General features: G+C 44.6%; 11 protein-coding genes. 6 read left to right on the top strand and 5 right to left on the bottom strand.

Translation table 11 applies throughout. From position 1 onward, the window contains the following. Positions 1–2,238 carry an acyl-CoA dehydrogenase gene (locus JMA39_RS13480; RefSeq protein WP_202722388.1) on the bottom strand — a complete coding sequence of 746 codons (2,238 nt, stop codon included), beginning with the start codon at positions 2,236–2,238 and terminating at the stop codon, positions 1–3. Between the two features lie 491 nt (positions 2,239–2,729). Beyond that, positions 2,730–3,371 carry a hypothetical protein gene (locus JMA39_RS13475; RefSeq protein ID WP_202722387.1) on the bottom strand — a complete coding sequence of 214 codons (642 nt, stop codon included), beginning with the start codon at positions 3,369–3,371 and terminating at the stop codon, positions 2,730–2,732. Positions 3,372–3,520: 149 nt separating this feature from the next. Between JMA39_RS13475 and JMA39_RS13470 the strand changes: the two genes are divergently transcribed. The 4 genes from JMA39_RS13470 (at position 3,521) to JMA39_RS13455 (ending at position 7,196) form a co-directional block, all read left to right on the top strand. Continuing rightward, positions 3,521–3,880, top strand: coding sequence for a hypothetical protein (locus tag JMA39_RS13470; protein WP_202722386.1), 360 nt, complete (start codon positions 3,521–3,523; stop codon positions 3,878–3,880). Positions 3,881–4,042: 162 nt separating this feature from the next. Continuing rightward, positions 4,043–5,350 (top strand): serine hydrolase domain-containing protein, encoded by a 1,308-nt coding sequence (locus JMA39_RS13465; RefSeq protein ID WP_202722385.1) that lies wholly within the window; start codon positions 4,043–4,045, stop codon positions 5,348–5,350. An 843-nt stretch (positions 5,351–6,193) separates the two neighbouring features. Continuing rightward, a complete protein-coding gene (locus JMA39_RS13460; protein ID WP_202722384.1) occupies positions 6,194–6,892 on the top strand; it encodes an outer membrane beta-barrel protein in 699 nt (232 codons plus the stop codon). A gap of 67 nt (positions 6,893–6,959) precedes the next feature. Continuing rightward, a complete protein-coding gene (locus JMA39_RS13455) occupies positions 6,960–7,196 on the top strand; it encodes a putative hemolysin (protein WP_202722383.1) in 237 nt (78 codons plus the stop codon). Between the two features lie 150 nt (positions 7,197–7,346). Here JMA39_RS13455 and JMA39_RS13450 read toward each other — a convergent pair whose 3' ends face one another. Next, a complete protein-coding gene (locus JMA39_RS13450) occupies positions 7,347–7,856 on the bottom strand; it encodes a hypothetical protein (RefSeq protein ID WP_202722382.1) in 510 nt (169 codons plus the stop codon). Positions 7,857–7,867: 11 nt separating this feature from the next. Continuing rightward, entirely contained in the window at positions 7,868–10,027 is a 2,160-nt protein-coding gene (locus JMA39_RS13445; protein ID WP_202722381.1) for an LruC domain-containing protein, read from the bottom strand. Between the two features lie 339 nt (positions 10,028–10,366). On the opposite strand from JMA39_RS13445, the gene JMA39_RS13440 reads away from it, so the two are divergent. Continuing rightward, positions 10,367–11,188, top strand: a complete 822-nt coding sequence (locus JMA39_RS13440) for a hypothetical protein (RefSeq protein ID WP_202722380.1) — start codon at positions 10,367–10,369, stop codon at positions 11,186–11,188. A 29-nt stretch (positions 11,189–11,217) separates the two neighbouring features. On the opposite strand, the gene JMA39_RS13435 is transcribed toward JMA39_RS13440, so the two are convergent. Then, entirely contained in the window at positions 11,218–12,216 is a 999-nt protein-coding gene (locus JMA39_RS13435) for a lipid A deacylase LpxR family protein (RefSeq protein WP_202722379.1), read from the bottom strand. Positions 12,217–12,666: 450 nt separating this feature from the next. Here JMA39_RS13435 and JMA39_RS13430 point away from each other — a divergent pair, with 450 nt between their 5' ends. Next, positions 12,667–13,395 carry a hypothetical protein gene (locus tag JMA39_RS13430; RefSeq protein ID WP_202722378.1) on the top strand — a complete coding sequence of 243 codons (729 nt, stop codon included), beginning with the start codon at positions 12,667–12,669 and terminating at the stop codon, positions 13,393–13,395. Positions 13,396–13,402: the final 7 nt, after the last annotated feature.

Genomic DNA, 13,402 nt, shown 5'->3' with positions numbered 1-13,402 from the left:
TTAGTTAGCGATCTTTAAATCTGGCTTATCGCTAATTAGGTTTAAGTCAAAATCGAACTCATCGACTCGAATAGCACGCTCGCGCTTAAGGTTGTAGTCTTGTAGCTGCTTGTGCTCATCACTGCTAATCACCTTAGCTTCGAGCGCCGCATCTAAGGTCAGCGAGAATTTCACTCCCGCCTTAAAGGTGCGTGCTCTTAGGGCTTTTCTAACCTTAGCAAGCAGGGGTAAACACACCATTTTAGCAAGATAAGCTTGCTCGTTAATGTCATTACCGTCGCCAGCAATAGGCTTAACAAGGTGAGTCAGATTCTGCTTAAACTCAGTATTGAGCTGCGCTTGCTCAGCGAGTTCACGAACGAGATCATCATTAATTTTTGGCATCTTCGGTGAGTAAGTCACTGTGATTAGACGCATAAACTTGCGTGTTGCCGACGATGGGAAGTTTTCTAAGAACTCCAATAAGGCTTTCTCTGCCTGACATAACGACCAGCGCGTGGCGTAGTGGAAGTAGGGCGCGGCCTCTGCTCGTTCGGCAGTGTTAAGCTTCTGCTCATAGTAGCGGATAGACGCCATTGCCGCATACAGGTAACTCATGACATCACCTAAACGGGCTGAGAGCATCTCTGCTTGCTTGAGCTTGCCACCCAATACTAATAGAGAGAAGTCGGCATAGACTGCAAGCTTTGAGGCAAGCTTATTCACCGATTGCTCATAAGGTTTAACCTCTGCAAGATTTGAGTTGGCCGCAGCGGTAAAAGGCAGTAGCCCAAGCTTAAACCCACGTAGACTATTAGCCACGCTATAGCCGATGGTTTTACTCAAGATACTGTTAAACTTTTTATCGGCACCTTTGTCGTCTGAGTGAATGGTCTCAACCATATTCTGCAAGTGTGGATGACAACGCATCACACCTTGACCAAAAATCATCAGGTTACGGGTGAGAATGTTTGCGCCTTCAACCGTGATGGCAATCGGCTGCGCCACATAAGCAGAGGCTAAGGTATTTTGGGGGCCACACTGAATCGCCTTACCCGCTTGAATATCCATCGCCGATTCGAGGATGTTACGGCCAAGCTCGGTCATATGGTATTTTGCGATAGCGGTAACCACCGATGGCTTTAAGCCTAGACCTAAACCTTCAGTGGTCAGTACACGCATCGCTTCTTGTAGGTAAGTTTTACCGGCAATATCGGCGAGCTTTTCTTGAATACCTTCAAATTTACCAATTGATAAACCAAACTGCTCACGTACCGCGGCATACTCAGCTGAAGACTTGAAAGAGGCCTGACTGACCGATGCGCCTAGGGCGGGCAGTGAGATCCCTCGTCCAGCACCGAGACAGGCAACGAGCATTGACCAGCCGCGACCAATATTTTTCTGTCCGCCTATGATGAAGTCCATAGGGATAAACACATTTTCACCACGAGTGGTACCGTTGTAGAAACGAATCCCCATAGGATCGTGACGATTACCTAGCTGAACGCCTGGGTGCGATCTTGGAATGAGCGCACAGGTGATCCCTAAATCTTCTTTACTACCGAGTAGACCATTTGGATCTTCGACTTTAAATGCGAGGCCCAATACTGTTGCGATAGAAGATAGCGTGATGTAACGCTTATCCCAAGTGACATTCATCCCTAGCACCTGCTCACCTTGGTATTCCCCCATGGTGACGATACCGATATCTGGAATGCTGCCTGCGTCAGAGCCAGCTTCAGGACTTGTGAGGGCAAAACAGGGGATCTCACGACCGTTAGCCAGACGCGGTAGCCAGTAATCTTGCTGTTCGGCGGTGCCGTAATGCATCAGAAGCTCACCAGGTCCAAGTGAGTTAGGCACCATGACGGTTACCGCAACGGCGGAGCTTTTAGCGGCGATGGTCGCCACAATGGTGGAGTTGGCATAAGGGCTAAACTCTAGGCCACCGAAAGATTTTGGGATAATAAGCGAGAAGAATTTATTCTCTTTTAGGTAATTAAGAATGTTATCTGGAAGGTGCTTACTTTGCTGGATCTCAAAGTCATCCACCATCTCAAGTAAGGTGGCAACAGGGCCATCGAGGAAGGCCTGTTCATCACTTGATAGGCTTGCTACTGGGATCTCGCGAAGGGCGGTAAAGTCAGGAACGCCTTGATAAATTGAACCTTCTAACCACACATCTCCGGCATCGAGTGCTTCTTGTTCTGTGGTGGAAATGGTTGGCAATATTTTTCTAAATTGTGTTCTTATGCTCATATTAAGTGCTCGTCCGACCAGAAGTATGGTTCACATTACGTCATAAAATGAGCGATAGATCAAATTTTCAAACGATAAATTTAAACGCTTGTTTGGATTTTTGTACGAGCTTTGTTCGGATTTGATTGTTTACGGTAAAAATTTCATGAGCTTACGGTTGTACGCTGGAATGAAATTATTTTTTAGTTATATGAATTTATAGATAAAGTTTTGGCTTTAATTAAAGGTCAGCTGTCATCTAGTAGTAGCCAACTAGTCGTTAAGGTAGTCGCTAAGAGTTGTGGCTCAAGATCTAGATTTCGACGGCAATTTATCAGGTAATGGCTTATGTAATGACTTACGTAATGACTTACATAATGACTTACGCAATGGGTTACGTATATGAATTATGTATTGAATAGAGGGGAAATAGTTAAGATGTTTTTGGAGATGTTTGGGGCTAAATTTAGCCCCAAAATGGCCTTTAAAAGGCTTGCAAAACAGAGCCTAGGTTAGGCTACATAGCTCATCCATTCGGCAATCTCTTTAGGGTTGCCATAGGTCTTCAACCAGCGAATAAAACTCTGAGGGCAGCGTGTATGTAAGTTAAGTTGGCACCAGGCATCTAATGAAGCTTGGGTATTATATCCATCAATGTATGCGCTATAGGTTTTGTCTGCATGACGCCAAAAGCCATGGTCGATCCGTCCCCGCTCAGCCAGAAAAGGATGGTCCCCTTTGGGCTGAATCTGCTTACAAACATCGGTGCTTAAGTCAGTCAAAATTCGTTGTAGTACATCAGCGCCGATCTCATTGATCTCGAGCTCGTCGATGCGGTTAATATCATCCCCCACGATTAAGCTCACCCGTTCAATCAAATAGTCTGTATTGAGGTTAATTGCCATTTCATAGGCAAAAACATCCAGTCTTGCAAAGATACGGTCTCTAAATTCCTCTTTAGTAAAAGCTTTATCTTTTATAGCTTTATTGTAACTACGGCTGTTGGGGTGCTTGCTTGTTAGCTCTTTTTGCAACAACGGATATTCGCTTAAGTTCTCTTTAGGCAACAGGGAAAGAAGGTGGATGAGGTCTGGTGTGTTGACCATTAAAGTTCCAAGTTCTGCTTGCGCCTTTTGTGAAAGTTTTACTTCCATGTGGGATCCATTCTTGGCTAATCGGTGGCTCCATATTACCGATTTCAGACTAATTTCCAAGGACTACTAAGCGATACTAAGAGCTGAGTAGTTTTTTAGTGATCGATAGCTTGGCACATTGCGCTTATCAAATTAAAAGGAGGCAGGTTGTGCGAAAGAAATTTTCGGTCATTTTACTCATTGCTCTGATGAGCGGTTGCTCAATGGGGCATGCTTATAGAGCGGCTAAAGCGATGACAAATTATGAGGTGGTGGGGACGACACCTCCTGAATTTACCTTCGAAGAGATGCGTATGACTTTTCCTAAGCCGCGCTCGGCGGATAGGACAGAACTGCTTAGCTGCTTCACGACAACGGGGCTATTTGCCGATACCAGTGAGAACTCTGCAAGAAAGGTCGCTAACGTATATCTAAAGACCAAGTTACCTCACAGGATCACCACCTCTTCAGCGTTTTTCGAGCATAACGGTCATGTTTGTTTTGAGTTTGAAACCGTGGTTAGTCATTAGGGATAGGTCATTAGAGATAGTTCATTAGAGCCAAGCCATTATGACCAAGCCTTTAGGAGTGGGTCTTTAGGATTAAATGTTTAGAACCAAGCCTTTAGCTCTAAGTAAAGCTAAGCTGTCAAAGCTAGGTATTGAAATTAAGTTATTAAAGTCAGAGGTTATATGAAGAAATCGATTAGTCACTCGGTAATAGGTTTATTCTTTGCAGGGTTATGCAGTACAACTCATGCTGTGGAGTTTAAGTCTACAAATGCAGACTTTATCAATCAAGCGGCAACATTTGGTGTAACGCAAGACAATTGGGATGATGCAGCTAATGCCGCTGCGACCTTTCCAAATGCGTACCAGTTTACCTCTCATATGCAGATAGTCCCGACTATAAAGTCTTGGAAGCAGGAGTGGAACTATGCACCGATTAATCTGCTCGAGCTGAGTGCCAGCGATCTGGACGGTGAGCATCGACTAGAGGTTTTACTCAGAGATCGGTTAAAGAACCACTCTATGGTGGTGCTAAATAGAGGCAAGTTGGTACATCAACATTTCTTCAATGGTTACGACTTAAATCAAACACATCTTCAGATGTCGGTGACTAAGTCATTTACCGCGATGCTGGCTGCAATATCGGTAGCAGAGGGAAAGCTAGATATGAGCCAGCCGATAGTGAGTTATCTACCAGAGCTTATCGATAGTGGCTTTGAAGACGCGACGGTGCAAGAGGTTGCCGATATGCGTTCGGGAATTGGGGTTAAATTTACCCAAGGTAAGCTTTGGGACGATCGCATGACCGAAGCACAGGACTGGAATGGTGATAGCAAATATCCCAATATGCGCAGCATTATGGATTATGCCAAGCTCTTAGATAATCATCGCCCAATCGGTAAAGTTTATGATTATTTAGATATCAATACTGAACTGCTGGGTAAGGTTGTTGAAAAGGTGCAGGGTAAGCCATTAGCTGCCGTTTTTGCTGAAAAATTATGGCATAAAATCGATGCTGAAAATCCAGCGCGGTGGATGGCCAATCGAAATGGTGAAGTGGTGGCATCAGGTGGTTTAAATATCACTACCCGAGATCTCGCCAGAATCGGACAAGTGATTGTTAATGGAGGGAAGAACTTTGCGGGTGAGCAAGTTCTCCCAGTCGCTTTCATCGAGTCACTGATACAAGGCAACGACAAGGTACGTCATGCATGGCGACAGGGCAAGGAGTTCAAGCTTGCTAAAGGCTGGTATCAAGATCAGTTTAGAGTGCTGCATATCGCTAACGGTAAAGGAGAAACCTATAAAGTCTTGGCTATGGTCGGCATTCATGGGCAAATTCTCGCACTGGATTTAGAGAGTCAAACCGTGATTGCGATGAACTCAGGTTTTGGTGATATGGAGCCGCCAAGAATGGCCTTGATGGTCTTTAAGCAGATTATTCCAGCGATTCTAGATGCCATGCCAGTCACAGGTGCTGATGTTGATTAGAGTCGGTATGAGCCTTACTGGCATAAGTTAATTAGATAGGTGTTTCATGGACTCTCTAGCCAAGGATGGCCCCCTATTTTTTTGTGAGTGCTGTTGTTATTTGGTTTTCTCAGTACTAACTAGACTGAGACACAGGAGCTGCTATTAATTAGCGGCTTTTTTAGTTCTGAAACAAATGTTGCTGCCGTAGCTCGCGAGTCAATAAGCCATGGCTATCACTGTTTATGCGTTTTCTACCCAGTTTGATGATATGAGTACGGTATGCGAGCTTTAAAGCAACAAAATTGATAATGACTAATACGTTATTCTTAACTTCTAACTTCTAACTCCCGACTGTTAAGTCTTAGGCCTCACGCCTCAAAGCTCAACTTGTTCTCGATGCGTAAAGTCGGTGGGTTAATACTTGCGTGAATAGCTCGATGCAATGGTGCCACCTCTTATTATCCCTGATTTTGCATGCCTAGATTTTTCACATCTTAGGAGATTGTATTAACCGTTGCAGCGGCTTTTACTTAGCCTTTTAGCTGATGCACTCTAATTTACGTGCGCTAACTTATGCTCTCAAAAGCAGCTTTCTATCGTGTCACTCTTTGATCAATTTAGATTTCTAGTTTTTACCAGTTTTCTTAGTGATGTTTGGTAAATCGTCGTTCTTTACCATGTACTCATCTTAACGACATCGGTGATTACAAACGAGATTATCACAGGTTTGTTAAGTGACTTTAAAGTCAGTTTGACGGAGATAACTTCATCAATTTCAACTGACATTAATCGCCACTGACAACGGATGAGGTGGTAACTCAGGCAAGAAGCCTCAGTTTATTTACATAGAGAGAATGAATCATGAAAAAAGTTTTACTAACTAGCGTGTTATCTTCGGTTTTAGCTGTTTCTGCAATGGCGGTTTCACACACTGCAAGCGCTAGTGATTTTACTATCAACCCAATGATTGGTGCGTCAAAAAACAAGGCGATGGGTACCAATGTCGCTGCAGGTCTAGAGGCTGGTTATAAAGATTTTATCTTAGGTTACACCTACACAGGCGAAACAGATAATCGTAGCAATACTGAGAGTTTTGGTTTTGATGATAATGACGAAAATGAGAAACCAGTGTGGCGCAGTTTTGATGCATCTGTACACACTTCAGAAAAGTATAAAGCGCACACTCTCTATGTGGGTTATCAGTTTGCCGTAGGTGCGGGACACCTAGCCGTTAAAGCGGGTGCCGATTTTTCTAAGTACAGTGCGTCAACTGGGTTTGGTATTACGGAATACAGCCAAGGCGGAACTTTAAATAAAGCCGGCATAGGATTGGAAGCCCAAAGCAATACAGAAGTCCGTCCAATGGTTGGGGTGGGCTATTACTTAGATAACGGCCTTAACTTTAATGTGCATTACACCTTCCAAAATGGCTCAAGAGATATGAAGTACTCGGCAAGCGGTTATAACAATAGTAAGCCTAAGTCTATCTCGTTAGGACGAAATGACTTAGAAAATAAAGACTTCGGCACTTGGATGTTCACGGTTGGTTACCGCTTCTAATCGAATTTTTAAATATTTGTTTGTAAGAGCGCCTAAGGGCGCTCTTTTGCTAAATAGGAGTTAACAGATGAACAAACACCTTGGTGTTTCGGTTGTTCTAGTTGTGTTATTAATTTTGATTTTTGGCTGCAGTCAGCAAAGCATGAATTCAGGGGCGAGTATGTCCAATCCCGCATCTGAGTATTGTGTGTCGTTAGGTGGTGATTTAGCGATAAAGAAAGGTAAAGAGGGGCAGATAGGAGTCTGCAGGTTACCCGATGGCGAAATTATCGAAGAGTGGCTACTGTATCGGCGTGATCATTAGGCTCTGCTCTAATTTAGAAAACAACAGATGTTCGCCTTTAAACTTTTAGTTGGCCTTTGCTTTGCTACAAAAAAGCAGCGATGAGTGGAGACGCATCGCTGCAAAGTTGGGTTGAGTTGCTCCCCGTTATAAGGAACTTTAAAGGTTAGGCTAGTTCATGGAAAGTACTTGAGAGTCAGTATCTTGTTTATATTGCCACTCGGAGTATTGAGGTGCTTGCCCCTCATAGAACCAAATAACAGCGATGAGTTGGCTTTCATGATTGGCTACTTTTACCTCCTTGTTGAGCTTACCTTCATTTAGTGGACCTCTAAACAGACAGGAGTCAAAGTTAACCGAGTAGCCATTACCTTGCACTTGGTAATCATCACACAGGGAGAAGTAACCTCTTTGAGTGCTGTCTTTATCGACATTAATCGTCAACACGTAGGCAGACTCTAGCTTGTTATCGGCATCAACAATGAGATCGTCCAGTGATGTCGGATCCGGAGTGGGATCTGGAGTCGGAGTAGTTGTGGGATCTGTTGTTGTCGTTGCAACTGGAGCAGGCGTCTCGGGCGCGGCATCATCGCCTCCTCCGCCACAAGCCGTGATAACTAGCGCGCAACATACCATCAGGCTATATGGGAGGTTGATGAATTTTTCGAATCGGATGTTCATGGCATGCTCCATTAGTCGTTAAAGGTTAATGATTGATTAGCATTTTCGTACCATGTTGGTTTGGTACTACCGCTACTATCTGCTGCAAAATCAACAAAGTCGCTATAAGCGTCGTCTAGACGTACCTTCTCCTTCGGGTGCTTCCAAGTTACAGGGATCTCGATGGCCCAAGCCATGCCGTTTTCATCTTGAAAATACTGTGATGCACCTGGGTTAGATGCATCATCTCGGGCACCAAAGTAGTTAGTCGAAAACTTGTCTGTAGGCTCCTGATTCTTCAGGTGGATCTCTAATTGACGACCTGGATTGGCACCCACGACATTTTTCGCGGCTAAACCATGATCGGTGTTGGGCGTAGCGAAGATAAATGGATCATAGGGAAATGCAGGTACAAGGTTCTCATCCACTGGGCTTTCAAAGGGGATCTCGAATGACCAAGTGGTTCGATAGGCGGTCTCACAACCCGTTTCGGTTCTAAGGTATTGGCAGCCTTGCTCTAGTGTGACGTACTGCTGTAGATCTTGAGTGAACACGAATACCGCATTAGATTGCCCTGTTTCGAGGGGCGAACTTGTTTGCTCAACGCCATCTATCGACCAGCTAATGACAGACTCTTTTACTTTGCTGCGTTCGACACCCGGTAGGTGAACGGCAAAGCCATTATGGTAGGCGGCGCCCATTGCGGCTAGCTGGGCTTCAAAGCCAATGCGTCTAACTTGGTTATTTTTGACATATTCAATAAGACGTAGCTGAATCACCACATCGTTCATATCGAAGTCACCTTGATCTGGATAGAGATCTTCGTAGGCGAGGGTGGTATAGGTTGAAGAAGAGGGGTAGTAATTAATTGTGACGCCTGTTTCGGTTAGGGTCACCGCATAATCCTCCACTTCGCCGTCGCCGACGCCCCCCGTCGGGTTAATCACTTGTTGAGTGCTTAGACGAAAGCGCGCCCAAGTTGAGCCTGCCTTGGCCCAACTTGGCACATCGATGCTAAGGGTATTTTGGCCATCATTGAGGCTTTCACCGCTAATGACCTGCTCTTCAGCGCTAAAGTTGCCATCCTTGTCCCAGTCGAACCAGGCATTTAGGTAGCCGTCACCGCCTGTTGCTGTAATGAGTAAAATGGCGCTCTCTCCTAGTTCAAACCCTGTCGGCATAGATACACCATCATCATCATCAGAATTATCACTACTGTCATCACTCAGTGGTGATGGATAGCCGTTGGACTCATTGTCGACGAGGGCACCTAAATATAGATTCTCGCTGATGGTGTGTCTGGCACCATTTGAATCCAGGAGCGTGCCATAGCTATCGGGCGCATCACCGAAGTCGACGTCATCGCCGAGAACGACTTCGGCCAGAGCGCATCGGGCACCATCATTACTCGAGGAGGCTGGGCCATAGGCGAATAACACGGGACTGGGTGAAGAGGCATTCACATTGAGTTTATAGATATAGCCATTACTGTTGTTGCTAACATATAGATTGCCATCGGGATCGAAGAACTGAGCGCCAAAGGTAAAGTTGCCTGAAGATGATGTAATAACGGTACCTAGGTTTGAGGCTTCACCAGTGGCGGGATCGATGCGCAATAACTTTCCCGAAGCGCCGTTACTGATACTGTACATATAGCCATCGGTGGGGTGAAAGGCAAAGTCGGTGATATTGTAGGTGGCATAATTGATACTCCCTGGTACCACCGTCATGCTGTAGCTATCGGGATCATCCAGTGGGATTTTAAATAAGCCTTTTCCTTTTCTGTAGCCATACCAAACGTTTTCATCGATGGCGATATCACCCACAAAGAAGTTACCGGCTGTTGCAGAAGCGGAGTCTTTACTGATTGTCAGTGCCGTTATCTGGTAGTCATTACCAGTGCGTCCCAGTGATCCACTAGCATAATCCCAACCGTAGAGATAATTATCGTGGTAGTTAAAGCCAACACCGTTATAACCGTTACCTGTCCCCATATCATCAGACAAGATGATGTAGCTACCTGTCGCTAGGTTCACACCATAGCTTTTAGGGATGTTGGATTGTTTTTGGATAACGAAGGCTTCTGTCGGGCAGGCATCAAAGGGGGCTGATGCATTAACACTCGCTGAAAGTAGCAAAGGTAAAAATAAGGCAGAACGGCAGCTAAATGGAGTCGGCTTGGATATTCTCATAATGCATCTCTCATTGTCATGTTATCTATGTGATGAGATAAAGCATAAGCTGTGCCATAAGGTATTTTTGTTTATTTTCAGTCAATTAAATGTTTTTTTTGTGGAGGAGCTAGAATGATTTTGCATTTTGCAAAGCATGATTAGCGATATATTTCAGTCGTGAGTTTCCGTTGGATAGTAAACTAAGTTAATCCGGAAGCTATTAAAGCTTGGGTAATCTAGATGATCCGTGACAATGCTAAACCTGTGCAGCCTCGCTGGTCAGTGATTAAAGATGTGTTACATTGAGTAGAGTAAGAGTAACAAACAAATAGTCGTATAGGACACGGAGTATAGTTGGTGAAAAAGCTTACTGTGGGACTGCTTACGTTGATTGCTCACTCTGCGGCCTTTGCAAGTGAAGAGTATGAGATTGGACCTGACTCTTATGGTGAGAGTAAAGACGAGTGGAGCTACTTGATTGCCTTTCCGATGGTTTGGGCACCGGATATTTCTGGCTCTATTTCTGCTGATAGTCAACGAGTTGATATTGATGTGCCGTTTAAAAATATCATCGATAACCTTAACTTTGGTGTTATTGGGGAGCTTTATGCTCAAAAAGGCGATTGGCTCTATAGTCTTAGGGTTAATTACTTAAGGATTAAAAGTGACACTCAAACGGAGGGACTAACTGGACCCATTACAGGCGGTATTATCTCACCGGGTCACAATATCGAAACCGATATGCATCTCGCGGTTAATGACTTTCTCGCGGGTTATGAGGTTGCGCCAGGTTTACGTTTATTTACCGGCGTTCGCCATGTATTTAGTAAAATTGATCTGAATATTAAGCCACTGAGCGACGATGGCTTGATTAACATTAATGCTCAAGTCCCCATTGCCGATGAGCATCTTTTTGATTGGCTTGTTGGCATGACCTACCGATACTGGGTTTCGGAGTCTTGGGGGCTTTCTGTGGGGGCCGATACAAAAATCTATGGCGATAATGACAGAGACTATGGTTTTAATGCGTCGGCATTATACCGTTTTGGCGATCTGCATAACGTTTGGATAGGTTATCGTTATCTGCAAATTGGCAATGATAGTGAGGTCGATGGGGTTAAGTATGAGATGGACTTTATTGAGAAAGGCCCGCAGATAGGTTGGGCCTTCAGCTTTTAACAATTAACAAGATTGGGCTTAACGGTTAGCTACAACACAAAGCTGTAGCTAAGCACACCATAGCCGTGCCACTGGTTAGGATCTGGCTCATATTCAGGCGTGTAAACTTCAAAACTCCAGCTCACAGACCAAGTGGGAAATGCCCAAATGACCCCAGCACTCGCCTTCGCTTGTTGGTGTTTCATCTGGACATAGGAGTCATAGGGCAGATCTCCATCTATGCTGAGATCATTAAAACGATACCCAGCTTGGGCGCGAGCATATACCGTCCAGCTGCCATTTTTGCGTGCCGTTGTGCTGTATTGACCGAAATGCCCTGCATGGCTACTGAGTTGACCAAATGAGTCGGCTAAATCCTCCCCCCAGCGAAGGGTAAAACCTAAGTTAGCTTCAGAGCGAAAGTTTCCCAACATGGTATGACCGTAGCCACTTAGCTCCCACTGACTATCATCGGTCGCATCTCGACGAAACGCCAATGCATCCACCTCATAGGCAAGCTGAACTGTTAGCTGATTTTCCACTTGATATTGCCAGCCTTTTGGAGGTGTCGATGGGGTTATTTTATGCACCAGTTCCTGCATGGTTTGAGCGCCTGATGCAGGCCCAATTACGCCGACACTGAACCAATTTTTTTGCGCTAAGGAGGGGCTATAGCTACCAGTAAAGCTTTCTAACTCGAGTAAGCCTGCGTAGGGGCGATCATAGGGCTGGGCATAATCATGCTCAATCTCACTTGGAGTCCACATTCTTTGGTAAACCTTCGCTCCCCATTGCACTGTCTTACTTTGGTCTGAGAAGCGTAACCCTTTTTGCCAGCGAAATGGCCAAGGTGCTTGAGTAAAATCAGCTTGAGGGAGGACTTGCCAACCAAAGACGAAACCATTGGAGTAGTCGCCATCTTGGCCAATGACCACATCGTTATCAAAGCTAAAGTGCCATTGATCGGCCAAGGCTGGGAAGGAGGCACAGATAAGCAGGCTCGCCAAGCTTGCTCTGCTGAGCGACTGGAGATTCGATAAGAAGGTCAATGGGCGACTCCTCAAAGGTCAGGAATGTATGATTTCAGGCTAAGAGCTACATAACACTAACGAGCCCAGCATAGCCCTAAACAGTCTTTAGGTGCAAATCTATTAGTACAGGTTTGAATAAGCCCTTGGTGATAACCCTGTTGTGTCGAATCAGCCCTAGGCGTAACTATCTAGCCACGCGTCCACTCAATTTATTCCTCTTTATTTTAGGGGGGCAGTTTGCTGATGATATTGGCCAGCTTGATTTAATAGCAAGATAGGGTCACAAGCCTGCATCTCCCGTAAGATATAGGAAATTTCAAATGCATTAGTTTTTCTATTGAAAAGTTTTGTGGGGTTGTCTGGTTTATATACAAAATAGTTGTTGAATTCTTGCTTGAATAGGCGTAAATTCGCGCTCCCTTTGAGCTAGTCGCTCTATATTTGTATATGAAATCAGAAGCTTTTTAGATGAATTGTTTTTTTAAGCACTGCTGCACGCAGCAAAATGAAATGTTAAAACAGAGCTGTTCTTTAGATAGAAAAAGTGATGTCAGTCAAACATGCTTATACCATTTCAGTGTTAGCAATATCGTTGAGCGAAAGGGAACACTTTGTGGCGTAGAGATTAAGTCTAGTTGGTTAGAGTTACAATTAGCGTCTCGTCCATTACCGCAATATTATCTCGCTCATATTAATGAATATAAGAGAATGCTAGCGACGCTTAGCGTTCGATTAGAGCAGGACAGCAATATTAGTAAGCATAATAAACAGCTGTTCTTAGCCGTTGAGCGAATTTTCTTATTAGACTCAGAAGTTATTAAAGCCTTGCTAGCATTGGCCACGGCGTTACGCCGTCTCGAAATGACGCTGGTGATAATACTCAATAATGATGGTGAAGAACTGAGCCAATATACCTCTCATATTAAGTATCTATTGAGAGACGCTGGGGTTAAGTTTTGCTTAGTCTGTAAATTTGATGACAATTTAAAGACCGTCTATCCGTTTGATTTTTTGATGTTCGACAGTAAAAACCTCGAAGTCGCGATAGAGAAACAACAAGATAATGAGATCGTTGATTCTCTGTTTACCATGAGAGAGAGAGGGTTCACTCTTATACTATCGGGGATAGCAGATGCTGCAGACTACAGTTTGGGGCTCGCATTACCGTTCAGTTGCTTTCAATCTGTAAAGGCGTAAGGGATGC

Source organism: Shewanella schlegeliana, from assembly GCF_016765635.1.
Taxonomy (GTDB): Bacteria; Pseudomonadota; Gammaproteobacteria; order Enterobacterales; family Shewanellaceae; genus Shewanella; species Shewanella schlegeliana.
This window is presented reverse-complemented; position numbering and strand designations above follow the sequence as displayed.

Bases quoted from the DNA above. Each gene is read 5' to 3' on its own strand.
- JMA39_RS13480 (WP_202722388.1), bottom strand. From the start codon at position 2,238: ATGAGCATAAGAACACAATTTAGAAAAATATTGCCAACCATTTCCACC.
- JMA39_RS13450 (WP_202722382.1), bottom strand. From the start codon at position 7,856: ATGAACATCCGATTCGAAAAATTCATCAACCTCCCATATAGCCTGATG.
- JMA39_RS13445 (WP_202722381.1), bottom strand. From the start codon at position 10,027: ATGAGAATATCCAAGCCGACTCCATTTAGCTGCCGTTCTGCCTTATTT.
- JMA39_RS13465 (WP_202722385.1), top strand. From the start codon at position 4,043: ATGAAGAAATCGATTAGTCACTCGGTAATAGGTTTATTCTTTGCAGGG.
- JMA39_RS13455 (WP_202722383.1), top strand. From the start codon at position 6,960: ATGAACAAACACCTTGGTGTTTCGGTTGTTCTAGTTGTGTTATTAATT.
- JMA39_RS13475 (WP_202722387.1), bottom strand. From the start codon at position 3,371: ATGGAAGTAAAACTTTCACAAAAGGCGCAAGCAGAACTTGGAACTTTA.
- JMA39_RS13430 (WP_202722378.1), top strand. From the start codon at position 12,667: ATGAATTGTTTTTTTAAGCACTGCTGCACGCAGCAAAATGAAATGTTA.
- JMA39_RS13460 (WP_202722384.1), top strand. From the start codon at position 6,194: ATGAAAAAAGTTTTACTAACTAGCGTGTTATCTTCGGTTTTAGCTGTT.